The sequence below is a fragment of the Streptomyces sp. Ag109_O5-10 genome (assembly GCF_900105755.1).
In the GTDB taxonomy this organism is placed as follows: Bacteria; Actinomycetota; Actinomycetes; order Streptomycetales; family Streptomycetaceae; genus Streptomyces.
On the sequence record NZ_FNTQ01000001.1, the window covers coordinates 1,783,178 to 1,798,424 of the forward strand.

Annotated in this window: 15 protein-coding genes and 5 pseudogenes; 14 read left to right on the plus strand and 6 right to left on the minus strand. The window is 69.2% G+C overall.

All coding sequences use genetic code 11. From position 1 onward, the window contains the following. Positions 1 to 36: 36 nt before the first annotated feature. Positions 37 to 491 (plus strand): annotated as a pseudogene (locus tag BLW82_RS08155) (Dyp-type peroxidase); the annotation flags it as partial. A gap of 50 nt (positions 492 to 541) precedes the next feature. Here the strand turns inward: BLW82_RS08155 and BLW82_RS08160 are convergent. Continuing rightward, positions 542 to 1,432, minus strand: a complete 891-nt coding sequence (locus tag BLW82_RS08160) for a helix-turn-helix transcriptional regulator (protein ID WP_093498187.1) — start codon at positions 1,430 to 1,432, stop codon at positions 542 to 544. Positions 1,433 to 1,657: 225 nt separating this feature from the next. Between BLW82_RS08160 and BLW82_RS08165 the strand changes: the two genes are divergently transcribed. From BLW82_RS08165 to BLW82_RS08200, 6 genes and pseudogenes are all read left to right on the plus strand, one after another. Continuing rightward, a complete protein-coding gene (locus BLW82_RS08165) occupies positions 1,658 to 2,674 on the plus strand; it encodes a zinc-dependent alcohol dehydrogenase family protein (RefSeq protein ID WP_093498188.1) in 1,017 nt (338 codons plus the stop codon). A 46-nt stretch (positions 2,675 to 2,720) separates the two neighbouring features. Then, positions 2,721 to 3,131 (plus strand): (R)-mandelonitrile lyase, encoded by a 411-nt coding sequence (locus tag BLW82_RS08170; protein ID WP_093498189.1) that lies wholly within the window; start codon positions 2,721 to 2,723, stop codon positions 3,129 to 3,131. 259 nt (positions 3,132 to 3,390) lie between these two features. After that, on the plus strand, positions 3,391 to 3,738 hold the full coding sequence (locus BLW82_RS08175; RefSeq protein WP_058079689.1) for a cyclophilin-like fold protein: 348 nt from the start codon (positions 3,391 to 3,393) through the stop codon (positions 3,736 to 3,738). Between the two features lie 197 nt (positions 3,739 to 3,935). Then, positions 3,936 to 4,091 (plus strand): hypothetical protein, encoded by a 156-nt coding sequence (locus BLW82_RS08180; protein WP_256215702.1) that lies wholly within the window; start codon positions 3,936 to 3,938, stop codon positions 4,089 to 4,091. 214 nt (positions 4,092 to 4,305) lie between these two features. Next, positions 4,306 to 5,073, plus strand: a complete 768-nt coding sequence (locus BLW82_RS08185) for a glucose 1-dehydrogenase (protein WP_093498190.1) — start codon at positions 4,306 to 4,308, stop codon at positions 5,071 to 5,073. Positions 5,074 to 6,599: 1,526 nt separating this feature from the next. Next, a pseudogene (locus tag BLW82_RS08200) lies at positions 6,600 to 6,945 on the plus strand (helix-turn-helix domain-containing protein); the annotation flags it as partial. A gap of 51 nt (positions 6,946 to 6,996) precedes the next feature. Here BLW82_RS08200 and BLW82_RS08205 read toward each other — a convergent pair. Further along, a pseudogene (locus BLW82_RS08205) lies at positions 6,997 to 7,230 on the minus strand (Asp23/Gls24 family envelope stress response protein); the annotation flags it as partial. 203 nt (positions 7,231 to 7,433) lie between these two features. On the opposite strand from BLW82_RS08205, the gene BLW82_RS08210 reads away from it, so the two are divergent. Together BLW82_RS08210 and BLW82_RS08215 are read left to right on the plus strand one after the other, a co-directional pair. Further along, a complete protein-coding gene (locus BLW82_RS08210) occupies positions 7,434 to 8,264 on the plus strand; it encodes a hypothetical protein (protein WP_093498191.1) in 831 nt (276 codons plus the stop codon). A gap of 33 nt (positions 8,265 to 8,297) precedes the next feature. After that, positions 8,298 to 8,962: pseudogene (locus BLW82_RS08215) on the plus strand (fatty acid desaturase); the annotation flags it as partial. A gap of 54 nt (positions 8,963 to 9,016) precedes the next feature. On the opposite strand, the gene BLW82_RS08220 reads toward BLW82_RS08215, so the two are convergent. From BLW82_RS08220 to BLW82_RS44315, 3 genes are all read right to left on the minus strand, one after another. Then, positions 9,017 to 9,193, minus strand: coding sequence for a hypothetical protein (locus BLW82_RS08220; protein ID WP_177232875.1), 177 nt, complete (start codon positions 9,191 to 9,193; stop codon positions 9,017 to 9,019). 375 nt (positions 9,194 to 9,568) lie between these two features. Next, positions 9,569 to 10,123 (minus strand): hypothetical protein, encoded by a 555-nt coding sequence (locus BLW82_RS08225; RefSeq protein WP_093498192.1) that lies wholly within the window; start codon positions 10,121 to 10,123, stop codon positions 9,569 to 9,571. A gap of 278 nt (positions 10,124 to 10,401) precedes the next feature. After that, a complete protein-coding gene (locus BLW82_RS44315) occupies positions 10,402 to 10,557 on the minus strand; it encodes a DUF6131 family protein (protein ID WP_093498193.1) in 156 nt (51 codons plus the stop codon). Positions 10,558 to 11,149: 592 nt separating this feature from the next. Here BLW82_RS44315 and BLW82_RS08235 point away from each other — a divergent pair. The 4 genes from BLW82_RS08235 (at position 11,150) to BLW82_RS43860 (ending at position 13,766) form a co-directional block, all read left to right on the plus strand. Next, a complete protein-coding gene (locus tag BLW82_RS08235) occupies positions 11,150 to 11,620 on the plus strand; it encodes a hypothetical protein (RefSeq protein ID WP_093498194.1) in 471 nt (156 codons plus the stop codon). A 68-nt stretch (positions 11,621 to 11,688) separates the two neighbouring features. Beyond that, complete coding sequence (locus BLW82_RS08240) at positions 11,689 to 11,862, plus strand: CsbD family protein (protein ID WP_093498195.1); 174 nt, start codon at positions 11,689 to 11,691, stop codon at positions 11,860 to 11,862. A gap of 331 nt (positions 11,863 to 12,193) precedes the next feature. Next, a complete protein-coding gene (locus BLW82_RS08245) occupies positions 12,194 to 13,180 on the plus strand; it encodes a YihY/virulence factor BrkB family protein (protein WP_093507921.1) in 987 nt (328 codons plus the stop codon). Between the two features lie 376 nt (positions 13,181 to 13,556). Further along, the gene (locus BLW82_RS43860) at positions 13,557 to 13,766 is read left to right on the plus strand and encodes a hypothetical protein (RefSeq protein WP_143063650.1); all 210 of its coding nucleotides are present in this window, start codon (positions 13,557 to 13,559) and stop codon (positions 13,764 to 13,766) included. 74 nt (positions 13,767 to 13,840) lie between these two features. Here the strand turns inward: BLW82_RS43860 and BLW82_RS08255 are convergent, their stop codons facing one another. Further along, positions 13,841 to 14,674, minus strand: coding sequence for a YhjD/YihY/BrkB family envelope integrity protein (locus BLW82_RS08255; protein ID WP_093498197.1), 834 nt, complete (start codon positions 14,672 to 14,674; stop codon positions 13,841 to 13,843). A 252-nt stretch (positions 14,675 to 14,926) separates the two neighbouring features. Here BLW82_RS08255 and BLW82_RS46225 point away from each other — a divergent pair. Continuing rightward, a pseudogene (locus BLW82_RS46225) lies at positions 14,927 to 15,046 on the plus strand (YhjD/YihY/BrkB family envelope integrity protein); the annotation flags it as partial. Positions 15,047 to 15,247 lie beyond the last annotated feature (201 nt).

Sequence of the window (15,247 nt, forward strand, 5' to 3'; positions counted from 1 at the left end):
GAGGTGGTGCTCACCGGCTGCGGAAGCTGCGGCTCCACCGGCGCCCAGCGCAACCTGCTCGGCTTCAAGGACGGCATCGCCAACCCCGACGTCGCCTCGTTCCGAGAAAGCAACCGTCCCATATGGGGAGGGGGCGGCGCCGACGAGCCCGCCTGGGACAGGGGCGGCAGCTGCCAGGTCATACGGATCATCCGCGTGCTCGTCGAGTTCTTGGACCTGTCTACCTCACCGAGCAGGAGAAGATGTTCGGCCGCCGCGAGGACACCGGCGCCCCGCTCGACAGCGTCAAGGAGACCGATGTCCCCAACTACGCCAAGGATTCGCACGGCAACCCGATCTCCCTCGACGCCCATATCCGCCTCGCCAACCCACGCACCGCCGCCACGGACGACTCCCGTATCCTGCGCCGCGGCTACAACTACGACCGCGGAATCGACGATGTCGGCAACCTCGGCATGGGCCTGGTCTTCTGCTGCGCCGGGCGGGAAGTGTGACGGCCGCCGCCCGGCGCCCCGATCACCTCACCCACTCGCACTCACGGTCATCTGGGCGCAGATCGTTTCGTGTCAGGGTCGGCTTCCCGAGTGGCGGCCCATGCGGAGAGCAGGCGCAGTCCTTCTTCGGAGGGTGAGCCGGGTTCGGCGGTGTAGATGGTGAGGGTGAGGCCGGGTTCTGCGGCCATCTCCAGGCCCTCGTAGGCGAGGGTGAGGTCGCCGACGGCGTGGTGGTGGAAGCGTTTGGTGCCGGTGCCGTGGTGGCGGACGTTGTGGGCGCCCCAGCGGGTGCGGAAGTCGTCGCTGCGGGTGGACAGCTCGCCGACGAGATCGTGGAGGTCCTTGTCGTGGGGGTTGCGGCCGGCTTCGGTGCGCAGGATGGCGACGGAGATGTCGGCGGCCTGGTCCCAGTCCGGGTAGAAGCGGCGCGAGGCGGGGTCGAGGAACTGGAACCGGGCCAGGTTCGCCTGGTTGCCGGCCGTGGCGTAGACGTCGGCGTAGAAGGCGCGGGCGAGCTGGTTGGTGGCGAGCAGGTCCATGCGGCCGTTGCGGACGAACGCGGGCCCCGCGGTGACGGCGTCCAGCACCCATTGCAGGCTGCGGTGCGACGTCCAGGCCCGGGTGGTGCGGCGGCGTGGCCGGGTGAGGGCGTCGGAGCCGTCGGCGGCCTGGGCGAGATTGAGCAGGTGGGCGCGTTCGGCGTCGTCGAGCTGGAGGGCGCGGGCGACGGCTTCGAGTACAGCGGGGGAGACGCCGGCGAGGTTGCCGCGCTCGAGCTTGGCGTAGTACTCCACGCTCACATCGGCCAGGGCGGCGACCTCGCTGCGGCGCAGTCCGGGAACCCGGCGGCGGATGCCGGATGGCAGGCCCGCCCGCTCGGGAGTGATCTTCGCGCGCCGCGAGGTGAGGAACTCGCGGACCTCCTCACGGTTGTCCATGCCTTCGACGGTACGTCCCGCCCGCCGCCGTAGGGGTGCACTGCCAGTACGCCCCTTGAGGGTGCCTCGCTCCGCGGCCCGGGAGCGGGTTACCTGGATGGCGTGGTGCTTCCGCCCGCTCCGTCCCGGCGGGACGAGGCGGGGAAAGCGCACCCGGTCCTGCACTCTGCGGCGGCCCCGGACATCCGGCGGCCGCACGCCATGGCACGCAAAGGAATCCCTCTCATGCGCGGCGCAGTGATCCACGCCCCCGGCGACGTCCGTTTCGAGACCCTGGACGACCCGAAGATCCTCCACTCGACCGACGCGATCATCCGTACGGCCGTGACCTGCGTATGCGGCTCCGACCTGTGGCCCTACCGCGGCGCGGAGCCGATCGGCGACCCGCATCCCATGGGACACGAGTACGTCGGCTTCGTCGAGGAGATCGGGTCCGAGGTCACCGCCGTCAAGCCGGGCCAGTTCGTCGTCGGCTCCTTCGCCACCTCGGACAACAGCTGCGCGAACTGCCGGAACGGCTTCCCGTCCAACTGCCTGCACCGCGAGTTCATGTCCACCTGCCAGGCCGACTACGTGCGCATCCCCAACGCCCAGGGCACCCTGGTCGCCACTGACGAGATCCCTGACGAGCGGTTCTGGCCGGGTCTGCTGGCCGTCTCCGACGTGATGGGCACCGGCTGGTGGGCCGCCGACGCCGCCGAGGTCGAGCCCGGCTCCACCGCCGTGGTCGTCGGCGACGGCGCGGTCGGGCTGTGCGCGGTGATCGCCGCCAAGGAGATGGGTGCCGAGCGCATCATCGTCATGAGCCGGCACGAGACGCGACAGAAGCTCGCCGAGGAGTTCGGCGCCACCGACATCGTCACCGAGCGCGGCGACGAGGGCGTGGCCCGGATCAAGGACATGACCGGTGGAATCGGCGCCGATGCGGTGCTGGAGTGTGTCGGCACCGCCCAGGCCATGCGGCAGGCCCTGCACTCGGCACGCCCCGGCGGCAACGTCGGCTTCGTTGGCGTCCCCCACGAGGTCGCCATCGACGGCCAGGAGCTGTTCTTCTCCCACGTCGGCCTGCGCGGTGGCCCCGCTCCGGTGCGCCGCTACCTGCCCGACCTGATCGACCGCATCCTGACCGGAGCGATCGACCCGGGCAAGGTCTTCGACCTCACCCTGCCTCTGGACCAGGTCGCCGAGGGCTACCGGGCCATGGACGAGCGCCGCGCCATCAAGGCACTCCTCAAGCCCTGACCCACCCACTCCGTCCTCCCGAACAGGAAGCAAGGAGCAAGCAACCGTGCAGATCACCCGCAGCTCGATCGACACCGTCAAGGGCCCCGCCGACTGGTTCACCGGCGACGTCTACATCGACCCCGTCGCCGCCGCACCCGAGCCCTCACGGGTCAGCGCCGCCCTGGTGCACTTCATGCCCGGCGCCCGCACCCACTGGCACCGCCACCCGCTCGGCCAGACCGTCTTCGTCACCGAGGGCATCGGCCTGTGCCAGCGCCGCGGCGGACCCATCGAGGTCATCCGGCCCGGCGACCGCGTCCTGTTCGAGGCCGACGAAGAGCACTGGCACGGCGCCGCGCCGAACCGGCTGATGGTCCACCTGGCCATCAACGAGAGCGACGCCGACCACGACGTCGTGCACTGGCTCACCCCCGTCACCGACGAGGAGTACGCCGCCGCACCGGCCACCAGCTGAACCTCGTACCGGGCCGTCGCATCCGACCGGCGCTCGCCTTCGGCACTGCCGCGCTCAGGATGCTGCGGCTGCTCACTCGCCCCAGCGGAGTTGGGAGGAACAGGCCCGTGCTTCGCGCCCTCCTCGCACTGTCCTGCTCGCCATCCTGGTCTGGCCCATGACGGCGTGCGACGATCCCCCGCCGCCTGCTGCGCCGTCCTCGCACCCGTCGACTTCCACGCGAGGCACATCGTCCGCACCGTCCGACAGGATCAACGCCATGCGCATTCGCCTGACGATCGACGGCCACAAGGCCGACGGCACCTTGAACGACAGCCCCGCCGGCCGCGACCTGGCCGGCCTGCTCCCGCTCACCCTCGCGCTGGAGGACTTCCACGGCACGGAGCGGATCGGCTACCCGCCACGCAAGCTCACCACCGACGGCGCCCCCCAGCCGTCCGCGGCGAAGGCCCGCGATCTGGCCTACTACGCGCCGTGGGGCAACCTGGCCGTCTTCTACCAGGACGGCCCGGCCCCCTCGGCCGACCTGCTGATCCTCGGCCACCTCGACGCCCCCGTCGAGCAGCTGGCAAGAGCCGAGCGGATCACCGTCGAGCCCGCCAGCTGAAGACCCTTTCCACCTGGCCATCCCTTCCACGACCACGGAAGTCGTCATGCCCCACACCGCTGCTCCTGCGCCGGGCAAGCCAGCCTCCCGGGGAGCCCTGCCGCTCCGGACCTGGCCGCCTCCGGCACCGGTTCACTGGGCGGGCACCGCGATCGGCGGCCGGCGCCCCATGACCGCGACGATCCCTGATCCTTCTGATGGCCCTGACCGGGTTCACGGTCAACCCGGTCGTCACCGCCCTCGCGGTCCGCTTCGCCGGGGACGCGCCCACCCTGACCTCGACGCCGACCACGTCCGCCTACAACGCCGGCTCAGCCCCGGCAGGCCAGGCCCTCGCCCCTCCCTCGGCGTGACCGGCCCCGCGCTGGTCGGGGCGCCCTTAACGGGCCATACCTCGCTACCGCTGATCGCGCCGGTCACCGACGCGAAGCCCGGAGCGAACCGGATCGTCGCACGGAGCACCCCCGACACTCGGCCCCCCGCACCACGGCAGGCCGCCGAAAGGACATCGACGCGATCCTGAATCCGCCCGGCCCAACACTCGCTTCGTCCAGCAGGAGGAACCCCGTGAACCCCACCTACGACTTCACCGGCCAGGTCGCCTTCATCACCGGCGCCGGCTCCGGCATGGGCCTGGCCACCGCCCGCGCCTTCGCCGCCTCCGGCGCCGCCGTCGCCCTCGCCGACATCGACGAGACGGCCGTGAACGCGGCGGCGAAGGACCTCACCGACGCGGGCCACCAGGCCCTCGCCCTGGTCTGCGACGTCAGCGACGAGGACCAGGTCGCCGCTGCCGTCGACCGCACCGTGGCCACCTTCGGCCGCCTCGACATGGCCTACAACAACGCCGGCATCCAGATCCCGCCCACCGACGCCGCCGACGAGTCCCTCGAGCAGTTCGAGAAGGTCCACGCCATCAACCTGCGCGGCGTCTGGGCGTCCATGAAGCACGAACTGCGCCACATGCGCGCGCAGGGCGGCGGCGCCATCGTCAACTGCTCCTCCCTCGGCGGCCTGGTCGGCATCCCCGGCCGCGCCTCCTACCACTCCACCAAGCACGGCGTGATCGGCCTGACCACAAGCGCCGCCCTCGAATACGCGCCCCGCGGCATCCGTATCAACGCCATCTGCCCCGGCACCATCGACACCCCCATGGTCAGCGACATGATCGCCAGGGGAGAACTCGACCGCGCCCAGGCCGAAGCCAACCAACCGATCAACCGGCTCGGCACCGCCGACGAGATGGCCCAGGCCGTCCTGTGGCTGTGCAGCCCCGGCGCGGGCTTCGTCGTCGGCGTCGCGCTCCCCGTCGACGGCGGCTACACCGCCCGCTGACAGCCCATGGGCCCACCGTGAGCAGCGGCCGCCATCAGCGGCGCCGGAACCCGGCCGCTTTTCCTTCAACTCCCGCAAGGACAGCCTGCGGGGGTTCGCCTTTCACCTGGCATGACCTGCGCGACCAGCCGGGTGATGCCCTGCCAGAACACGCGTCAAGTGAACGTCATGACCTCCAGCCCATCCCCCTCCTCGGGTGGAACAGACCACCATGCCCGGCCAGCGCATGCGGTCGTAAAGCTGCCGCTGCACATGGCCTGATCCGGGATGACCCGTACGACCTGAGCAACCTCGCCGGCGCGTGGACCTGTACCGCACCGCCCTGCACAGTGCCTGCACGACGACCGCGCCACCTCAACCGGAACCACTCCCCCAGATGTGGCCCGTGCTGCGCGAACTCGTCGGTCGCACCATCCGCACCGTGCGGGAAGACGCCTTCGCAGGCGGCTCCTGGCGGATGTGACTGCCCCTTGGCTCGCCATATCGCCTGGTCCACACCGGCGAGTACGCAGTGAGGAAGCACCACCTCGTGAGCCGTCCCCGCCAGCACGTCGAGGAGGGCGGACTCGTTCGCCTGGTTCGCCCAGCACGGGAACGCCTGCGACCCGGGCAATGCCGCCCTGGCCGGCTTTCCCCCTCGCGGTCCCGCGTGCCTGGCGTTCGACGTGGCGCCGCGGGTCAGTCGGGCAGGGGCTCGGCGTAGTGGCGGCAGCCGTGGCGCTTGAGGTATGTCGTACAGGCGGTGTTCCAGCGCCTCAGGGCTGCTGTGCTCAGCGTCGGGGCGGATGGCTCCCGGGATGATCAACTGGGTGGTGTGAATGTTCTCCGAGGCGAGGGCGTCGTGCAGCATGCGGGCGTAGGCGCTCTCGGCGGCGAAGGCGATCGAGGTGCCGGCGCGGTCCGGGTGGGGGCGTGCGGCGCTGCCGCCGTTGAACAGAAGGGTGCCGCCGCCGAGTCGCGCATGCCGAGCAGGACGGTATGCACGCGGGGACGGGGCCCTTGACGGAGAAGCGAGGGGCGCGTCGAGGTCGTCGGCAGTCCTGCCGACGACCGGCTTCGTGAAGTCTGCGCGGGGTACCAGGCTGTACTGCAGGATTTCGATGGACCCCAGGGGTGGCTGCCGCCGCGTACAGGGCCGCGTCCAGGGACTCGATGTCGAGGACGTCGCGGTGAAGATGCCGTCGCCGGCCAGCTCGGCGGTCAGCCCGTCCAGCTTCCCGGCGCTGAGGGAGGTGAGGGCGAGGGGGTGTCCGGCGGTTCCGAAGCGGCGGTCGGTGGCGAGCCCCAGGCCGGCGCCGACGAGGGCGAAGGTCGTCATGGTGAGTCCTTGTCGATGGAGGGGCTTCGCTCGGGCTTGGGAAGGACCTTGCCTGCACGGCGCTCGGATCGCCGCGCGCACTGCTCTATGCCGAGCCCCACATGCCAGGGCAGGAGCGAAATGCGGAGACAGGCATCCAGGGAGGGAGACATCCCGGGTGGAAACCCTCCCTCCTTCCTCTGATGCGTTCGGTGTCACGCTGAGCGGCATGACCGGCAATGTTCCCCTACAACGAGCTGGGAGAATTTCTCAAGAAACGTCGCGCCGAGCTGAGCACGCGCACTGTGGGCCTGCCCGACAACGGCGGCCCCCGCCGGGTCGCCGGGCTGCGCCGCGAAGAGGTCGCCCAGCACGCCAGCATCAGCACCGGCTACTACACGCATCTCGAACAGGGCCGTATGCAGGCGTCCGCGCCCGTGCTGGACGCGCTCGCCCGGGTGCTCCGTCTCGACGACGAACGGGGCTTTCTCTTCCAGCTCGTCGGCAAGACCACCACCCACACCGGCAGGAGGCGGCGGCAGAAGATCCAGCCGCAGTTGCAGCGCGTGCTGGACGGCGGGCGCGCGGGGTCAAACCCCGGGCACCGTGCCCGCCGGCTGCTCTTCCACGCGTTCCCGCGCGGCACCGTAGGACCGGGAGATGCCGCTGCCCAACGCATGGACACCGGCCACATCACGGGCCGCCATCCCGGCGATCTTCTCGACCACACCCTCGGCGATGGTGGTTTGACCCCGCGCGCCCGGGTCGCCGCGCTTCACGCCGGCGTTCTTCCTGGTCCCCTCGCCCATGGACTCTGCTCCGGATGCCTCGGGGCGGTTCTGCTGTCCGCTCTCGGTCATGGCCGGTCGTCCCTTTCCCAGAAGAGGTGACAGCCGCCCGCTTTTCCACCTCAGGTCCGTTTGGCTGGCACTGCTCCAGGGATACGGCAGACGTGGGACCGCCCCACCGAACAGGTGGCATGAGCAGCCGCAACAGGGTGGTTCCGGCAGTCTGGGCACAGCAGGTCAGTGGAAGAACGCGGTAAGAGAAGGGGTGAGAACCGATGACGGATGACGGATGGCCCCAGGCCGTACGGCAGCAACTCGGCCTGGGCCGACTACTGCCGCTCGGCGGGCCGGAGGACGGGTCCTGGATCACCGAACGAGCCGCTGGCGGGGTACTGAGCCGCGCAGCCTCCGGAGTATCCGGGATTCGGCCGGGCACGCTGCGGATTCGCCTGGCCGACCCGGAAGCAGCGCCGGAGCCAAGTGTCCCGGCGCCCCGGACTGCACTGCCGCCCGGACCGCTGCGGATCGAGGCGGATTTCTCGGCGCAGGCGCGGCAGCCCCTGCCCCAGGTCGCGGAGCAGCTGCGGCATACGCTGTTCGCAGCGGCTGTTGAACGTCTCGGGCTGGTAGTGGCCGAGGTCAATCTGCATGTGACGGACCTGCTGGAGGTGCCGCGGTCGGCGCAGCAGCCGACCGCGGCCGAAGCCTGCGAAAGTGCAGCGGGAGAAACCAGTGCCTCGCACGTCGCGGTCACTAAGCCCGAGCACCCGTCGCCCGGGCCGGTGCCTGTGCGGGACCCGGCAGCGGAGCTGGCCACCGTTGTCATGGCTGTCCCCGGTGTGACCCGCCTCGCCCCCGTTCCAGGAGTGCCCGGGCCCGTGGCCAGGGGAGGTCTTGCGTGCCCCGTCCGGATCGAGGACAGCGACGAGCCCCCAGGCAGACACCTCCAGATCCATCTGGCGGTCGCCGAGACTCATCGCGCCCTTGATGTCTCCCTCGCCGTCCGGGCGGCGGTGGCCGCGGCAGCGGAAGGGGACGCCCCCGGTCCGGTGACCGTCGCCGTCCTGGTGACAGCGGTGGAGCCGGGTCAGGCCGTGCCGACATGATCTACAGGATGAACACGGAAACCGCGTCTCAACCGGCACCACACCCCTCCCAATCACGTGGGCAAGGATCCGGACGTCGAAGTGGGCGCGTTGGGGTGGAGACAGGCCCAGGCCGTCGAACGCGAAGGCTTCGCACTTTTGTGACGAAACGTCAGGCAAGGCTTTTACCCGATGCCGTTGCTGGAGGGCTTCGCGCTGAAGGTCGCCAGCATCATGGGCCTCAAGCGGCAGCCAGCACGTGGGGGCTGTCGAGGGAGCGCTGCTCGCCGCGCACCTGATCGGTTACGCGGACCTGCTGTCATCGGCGATGCCGGTGGGTGTCGCCGCGGTCTTCGCGCTGCTGCATCACGCGCTGTTCGGGCTGCACCTGGGCTGCTCCTTCGCGCCGAACCACAAGGGTATGCCGATGCCTGAGGCGGACGGCGAACGGCGGGGGCATCTACGCTGCCAGGTGCTGACCTCGCGCAATGTGCGGGGCGGACGGGTGACCGACTGGTCCCTGGGCGGTCTGAACTACCTGGTGGAGCATCACCTCTTTCCGAGCATGCCGCGCCACAGCCTGCGCCTGACCCGGCCTGTGGTGCGCGAGCGCTGCCACCGACGCGGCGTGCCGTACACCGAGGCGGGCCTGATCGACTCCAATGTCCGCGCTGCGGCATACGCACGCGGTCGGCGCTCCGCTGCGGGCAACTCGATAAGCGACGGCCGACTGCGCCACGGCGTGGCCTTTTGCGCAGTCGGCCGGCGGAGGGTCAGGTGCTGAGCAGGCGGTCGAAGAAGGACCGGTACTGCTGCAGGGCTTTGCGCAGGTCCTCGGTGGCGACCTCCTCGCCGCGGTGCCATTGACCTTCCAACCCGTGCTTGTGGTCGGCGAATGTGGTGGCGAGCAGCTGCATCACCTCGGCGACGAGCGCGTCTGCCGCACGCACCGACTGCTGCGGGTCATCGACGAATCCCTGCTGGATCTCCTGCCACCTGGTCCGGAGGTCCTCTGTCTCCTGGGGTCCGAGAAGCGGGGCGGTATCGGGCTTCTGCGCGGACGCGTCGTGTCCGCCGGCTGCGGCGTCCGGCTCCCCTTCGGCCGCGTCCGTGATTCTGGTCCTGGGCGCAGCCCGGTCGGCTGCGGGGGCTGCCGTCAGGTCATCGTCGGGGGGTTGTTGCGGTGCATCTGTCCGGGGCCGGGCGATGTCCTCGGTGGACAGACCCTCTTGGCCGGGCTCGGCATACTCGTCGCGCCCGAATGGTCCTTCTCTCTGCATGTCCCTTCACCTCCATGCGGTGGTCACGCTCCCGGCTGCTGGGCACTATCGGCGTTCCTTGTCCGACGAAGCGGTGCCGCCGTCGTGCAGCAGTTCCTCGAACAACGCCCGGTAGTGGACCATCGCGCTCCGCAGTTCTTCGGTTGACGTGCCCCTGCTGCCGGCGCGCTCGTTGATCTCGTGGGCGATGCGGTAGTGCTGCAGCGTTTGGGCGTGTTCGACCGAGAGATCCCGCTCTTGTTGCTCGTAACCCTCGGTCGGGTAGCCCCGCTCGCTCATGAGCGTGGTCACGAGCCGGTCCGCCTCGCCCACGGCCTGGTCGGGACGGTCGACGAAGTGTTCCTGCACGCTGGTCCAGTCCCGGGCGTACCGGTCCCGCACCGTCGAGGGCAGTGGCCTGATCTCCAGCGTTTCATGCCGCTCCTCCCTCGCCCTCAGGTCGCGGTCGGCCGCGCCACGGCTGTGCTTCGCCTGGACCGTGCGCTCGTATTCCGGCCCGAAACGTTCCCGCAGCCGCTGGCGCCGGATCGTGGTCCGCAGGACCAGCGCGACCACGGCCAGGATGACCACGACAGCCACGATGATGACGATGGTCGACATCGCATCCTCCACTCCTTACAGCCCACGACCGGCAGCCATGTTTCAGAAACGACTGAGCCGCATGCAGCTCGGCGCGCCCCGCACGACAGGCTTCAACGGCCACCGGTGACGTACTGCCCAGGCACGCGGTGCGCCGCACTCTCATCGGGACTTCCCCACACGATCTTGATCTCACGGGTGAGCACGCAACGACGCGTGCCACACACGGCCGTCGTTACATCGCCGGCCATCGGCTCTACACGCGCGGGACTTCATCGCCGTGCGGGTGTCGAGGCCCTCTACCAGTAGTGCCGTCGCCCGCGGACCCCATGCCCAACAGCGCCCAGGAGCAACAAGATCAGTCCAATGACGAGCAGGATGATCCCGATGGTCCACAGAATGGCGATCTTGGCCAGGAACCCGATGACGAGCAGAATGACTCCCAGGGCGATCACGGTGTCCTCCGATCTCGCACAATGCTCTCCCTCCCACTGTGGCGCTCACCTGCCCCTCACGGCAACCGCTTCCAAATCCCGCTGACCTCCTGATGTTTCAGGCCGTCCGGGCGAGATGCCTTCGCTGTGTCGGTCGCCGGTCTCCGGGGTGGAACCGGGTGGATGGGTGGGGTGTTCTTGGCCGGAGGCCGGGGTGCAAGCTGATCACGGGGATCGAAATCATTCCCGTTTTGTCGTGATCGCCAAGGTCGCGGCGGAGCCGTCGGGCCGGGCGGTCCGCAGCGGCGTTCGCCGAGACCATGTGGCATTTTGGAATGCCATCCGAGGAGGTGCTGACCGGCAGTGGGGAGCAGTGCGCTGGCCGGTTCACCAGGCTCGCCCCGGCTGGGGTGCTCTTCGAGCGGCAATACCGCGCTGACTCACCAAGCCCTCGCTCGCCTACGGCCACCTGGAAGATCGAGCGCTGTCGCGGTCGATGGTCTCCAGGAAGTGAGCCGCCAGTCCCCAGGGAATCCTGCCGTCCCTGCCGCGGTGGCTTCATGGACGGCGCGGTTCTACCGTGGGTGTAGCAGGTAGATCCTTGGAGCGGGTCATGATCGCCATCCTCGGACTCATCGTCTTGATCGCCGCGGTAGTCGTCGGCGTGGCCGGTGTTCTCACCAACCGCGGCAGCGGGCATGAACTCACCGGCGGGTTCTCGGTATTCGGCCACGGCATGACCGGTTCCACCGGCACGCTGTTCCTGTCCGGCATCGTCGTCGGAGCGGCGGCCCTGTTCGGGCTGAGCCTGCTCTTGACCGGTGCACGCCGCCGCGCTTCTCGCCGGGGCAGCGCGTCGCGCCGCGGAGTCAAGGAGTCGCGCCGCGAGGCGCCTTTTGCCGGGAGGGGCCGCGACGACCTGGGCGACCAACGCGAGCCCGCCCGCGCGGAGAACGCGAACGCGCAGAGGGACTCACCCCACGGTGATCACGCTCCCGCCCCGGACGGCGGGCGTCGGAGCAGGCTGCACTTGTTCGGGCACCGATCCGCCCCCGGTAGACCGCCCCCACGCGCAGCTCGGTGACCGGCCAGCGCCATGGATCTTCCTGCCACCGTGAACCCCAGCAGACTACTCACCCAGGGTGGTAACCCATGAGTATCTCGAAGAAGATCGCGCACAAAGCCGAAGCGATGAAAGGTGGCGCCAAGAAGACGACCGGCCGCGCCACCGGCAGTCGGCGCCTGCAGGCCGAAGGCCGCGGAGACCAAGTCAAGGGCAACATCAAGCAGGCCGGGGCGAAGATCAAGGACGTCTTCAAGCACTGACCACTCCGCCCCGGACCCGGCGCGGTACGGGTCGATGGTTCCAGTTGAGCCGTCCCGCTAGGAGTGGAAGCCGTGACAAGCGGGGACTTTCGCTGTCTGCGGGGAGTTTTGGGGTCCGCCAGTGGGTGGTGATCGTTTCCGCCGCTCGGGAGATCAAGGTTTCCGCCGACAATCCGGGCCCTCCAGCGGGTTCGCAGTGCATGCAAGTCGGTTACCGCGACTGCTCTGTCCCTGAACTGGCGGCCGAACGATCTCAGCGCGGAAAGCGGGTTTCGCCGCCACATGCTGCTTCTCTCTCCCCCCGTGGGTACGCTGAGAGCAGGTGTTCACCATGGATTGGCTGACAAGGCTTCCTGGCATCGCACGGCTGATGCGTACGCACGTGTGGCGGGCGTACGAGCGGCTGGCCAAGACCCACTGGGCCCGGCTCGCCGCCGCCATCACCTACATCAGTTTCGTCGCACTCTTTCCTCTGATCACTGCGGGCGCGGCGATCGGCGCCAAGCTGCTGAGCAAGGACCAGCTCAGCAAGCTCCAGGACAAGATCGCCGGCCAGGCACCGGGCCTCTCCAACCTGCTGAACCTGAACAGCCTCGTCGCGAACGCCGGAACCGTCGGGCTCATCGCAGGCGCGCTGCTGCTCGTGATCGGCATCAACTGGGTCGGCGCCCTTCGCGGCTGCCTGCGTGCGGTCTGGGAAAAGGAGCAGGACCCGGGGAATCCGATCCTGCTCAGACTCAAGGACACCGGGGTACTGGTCGGTCTCGGCGTGGTCGGGCTGGTAGCGATGGGCAGTTCGGTGTTCGCGAACAGCGCGGTCGGCTGGGCCGCCGACAAGGTCGGGATCGAGGGCAGCGCGGGACGGGTGCTGCTGTACTTCGCCGGCCTGGCCATCGCCCTGCTCGTCGACTTCCTACTCCTGGTCTACCTGCTCACCCGGCTGCCGCGAGTGCATCCCGGGCGACGTGCGGTCGTGGTCGCCGGGCTGATCGGTGCGGTCGGCTTCGAACTGCTCAAGCTGCTGCTGACCGGCTATTTCCAGGGCGTCGCAGGGAAGAGCATGTACGGCGCCTTCGCCGTCCCGGTCGCCGTCGTGCTGTGGATCAACCTCATGGCCAGGCTGCTGCTGTACTGCGCCGCTTGGACGGCGACGGGCACAGCAGCGGAGTCCAGCGAAGCAGACGCAGGTGAGGGCCCGGTTCCCGGGACCAGACCCGCAGTGACCGACGAGCCCCAGCGGGCAGCGGAAGGCGCCGGTCCACCAACAACACCGCGCAGGCCCTTATGCCGAGCGGTCCCCGACCCGCCCCGGCGGTGAGTGCCCGCCGACACCCACTGAAGGGGATTGGGCTCCCGCCAGTTCCTGCTTCATCCCCACGACGAGGGCGCGCCAACAATCCGCCGCAACAGCCACACTGGGGCAGCCTGCCGAAGGGCCAGGGGTGGACGGGCCGCCGACGACGAGTCGGTGACCGTGTTCACGGAGTGTCGCAATACTCGTGACTCACATTGAGTCCGAGCAGGTTGACACCTTCCGGTTCACCCGATCGGCCCCTTTCCGATGGTCCGATCAGGTGTTGCGCAGTTGCATGGACGAGCGGGGTGGGGTCCGGTCCGGCCAGCAGCGCGCTACCCGGCTCGCCCCAGACGAAGCGACCCACGGCCCGCCGGGGTCTCAACCAGGGGAGAGGCCGATGTACGAGATGATCGCCGACCCTGCAACGACCGGTGCCGGGGTCATGTGGCACCTCAGGGCCAAGAGCGATGCCCGCACCACACTGTGCGGACAGGAGGTCGCACAAACCGTGCGTGCCAGACCCGTCCTCGATGACACGCCGGCCGAACGCTACTGCTCGCCGTGCATGGCCGTCGTCCACGCGAGAATGCGGTCTGATGCACCCTGATCAGGCGCACGCCTCACCGGCGCCGGGCGTCCGGGCGTCCGGGCGTGAGCAGCTCCGGGCTCCGAGGTCCCGTCTCATCCTCGCCGTTTCAGGGCACGTGCCACGCGCGGGAGTTCCTCGTGCAGCAGCCGGCCTACCAGGGCACCGCCGAAGACGACGACGCCCACACCGACTAGCCAGGACTGGATGACCAGGACGGTTCCGACGGGGCCGTAGGTGACGGCGTTGGACACGATCAGCGGCGAGTAGACGAGCCGGGAGAAGACCCTGAGACCGAGCAGCCCGACCATGGTGGCCACCGCGCCGGGCAACAGAGCGCGCCAGCGAACCCGCCCGCCCAGCAGTATCCGCTGCGACCACCAGAAGAACAGGACGGCGCTCAGCGATGCAACGAACGCGCCGGCCAGGGATTCAGGTCGCAGCGTGGTGGTGGCGGAAGCGAAGAGATAGCCGATGAGTACGCCGAGCCACACCACATGGCGCCACCTGGCCCACCAGCGGGCCGGGGGCAGATCCCAGACCTTCTCATAGCCGGACTGCACCGCTACCCCGAAGGCCAGGCCGAAAGCGGCGAGGACGGCGATTCCGAACGCGGTCGTGGTCCGCAGAGCCTGACCGGGACGAATGAACAACTGCTCCACATGTTCCCTGGAGGTCGTCGACACGCCGAGTCCTTCCCCCAGCCACTGCGCGAATCCCCGCCCATGCTTTGGATCGGCCGAAGAGACAATGATCAGCAGCGGCACCAGCGTGAGGAACCCCAGCGCCGCGAAGCCCAGCGAACGCTGCCCCAAGCCCAGGTCGCTGCTCCGCCGCCATCCACGTCCAATTGGTGAATGGCTGATCACGCGGCCCAGCCATTCGAACAGAGAGGAACGGCCCGCAGCACCCGGGGTCTTCATCGGCATGCCTGTCGACTACCACGGTCGACCCCGGTGCCCCGCGAGGGCGCGACGCAGCTGCCCGAACGGCTCAGGACGAGGCCCCGATCCAGGAAGCCGGTATCCGTGAGTGCGCAACCACAACATCGTGGATCCCAGGGGCCACAACATCGCCAAACGGCCCGTGATGATCATGCTCTTCGCCGCGATCACCGCCCTGCTGTACTGGGCGGCACCCAACGTCAAACGCACGTTCCGGTGGATCAGCCCGGCAGCCTCATGGCCATCGTCCTCTGGTTCATCGCCTCCGCCGCGTTCGCCTTCTACGCGGCGCACTTGAGCAGCTACCACAAGACCTACGGCGAATTGGCCGCGATCATCATCTTCCTGGTCTGGATGTGGATCTCCAACCTTGCCATCCTGCTCGGCCTGGAATTCAACGCCGAACTCGAACGCGCCCGGGCCATCGACAGCGGCCACCCGTCCGGGGAGACGTCCTGCGTCGAGAGCCCCGCGACACCCGCAAACTCTGGCAAGCACCCCTGGCCGGTTTGCCGGTCTCAGGGATGTGGGTACCCGGCTGCCGCCTCGCTTCCGGCA

Excerpts from the sequence above, each read along its gene's own strand:
- BLW82_RS08210 (WP_093498191.1), top strand. The coding sequence starts at position 7,434 with ATGACGGATGACGGATGGCCCCAGGCCGTACGGCAGCAACTCGGCCTG.
- BLW82_RS43860 (WP_143063650.1), top strand. The coding sequence starts at position 13,557 with ATGTACGAGATGATCGCCGACCCTGCAACGACCGGTGCCGGGGTCATG.
- BLW82_RS08180 (WP_256215702.1), top strand. The coding sequence starts at position 3,936 with ATGGCCCTGACCGGGTTCACGGTCAACCCGGTCGTCACCGCCCTCGCG.
- BLW82_RS08235 (WP_093498194.1), top strand. The coding sequence starts at position 11,150 with ATGATCGCCATCCTCGGACTCATCGTCTTGATCGCCGCGGTAGTCGTC.
- BLW82_RS08225 (WP_093498192.1), bottom strand. The coding sequence starts at position 10,123 with ATGTCGACCATCGTCATCATCGTGGCTGTCGTGGTCATCCTGGCCGTG.
- BLW82_RS08245 (WP_093507921.1), top strand. The coding sequence starts at position 12,194 with ATGGATTGGCTGACAAGGCTTCCTGGCATCGCACGGCTGATGCGTACG.
- BLW82_RS08160 (WP_093498187.1), bottom strand. The coding sequence starts at position 1,432 with ATGGACAACCGTGAGGAGGTCCGCGAGTTCCTCACCTCGCGGCGCGCG.
- BLW82_RS08240 (WP_093498195.1), top strand. The coding sequence starts at position 11,689 with ATGAGTATCTCGAAGAAGATCGCGCACAAAGCCGAAGCGATGAAAGGT.
- BLW82_RS08165 (WP_093498188.1), top strand. The coding sequence starts at position 1,658 with ATGCGCGGCGCAGTGATCCACGCCCCCGGCGACGTCCGTTTCGAGACC.
- BLW82_RS08175 (WP_058079689.1), top strand. The coding sequence starts at position 3,391 with ATGCGCATTCGCCTGACGATCGACGGCCACAAGGCCGACGGCACCTTG.
- BLW82_RS08255 (WP_093498197.1), bottom strand. The coding sequence starts at position 14,674 with ATGCCGATGAAGACCCCGGGTGCTGCGGGCCGTTCCTCTCTGTTCGAA.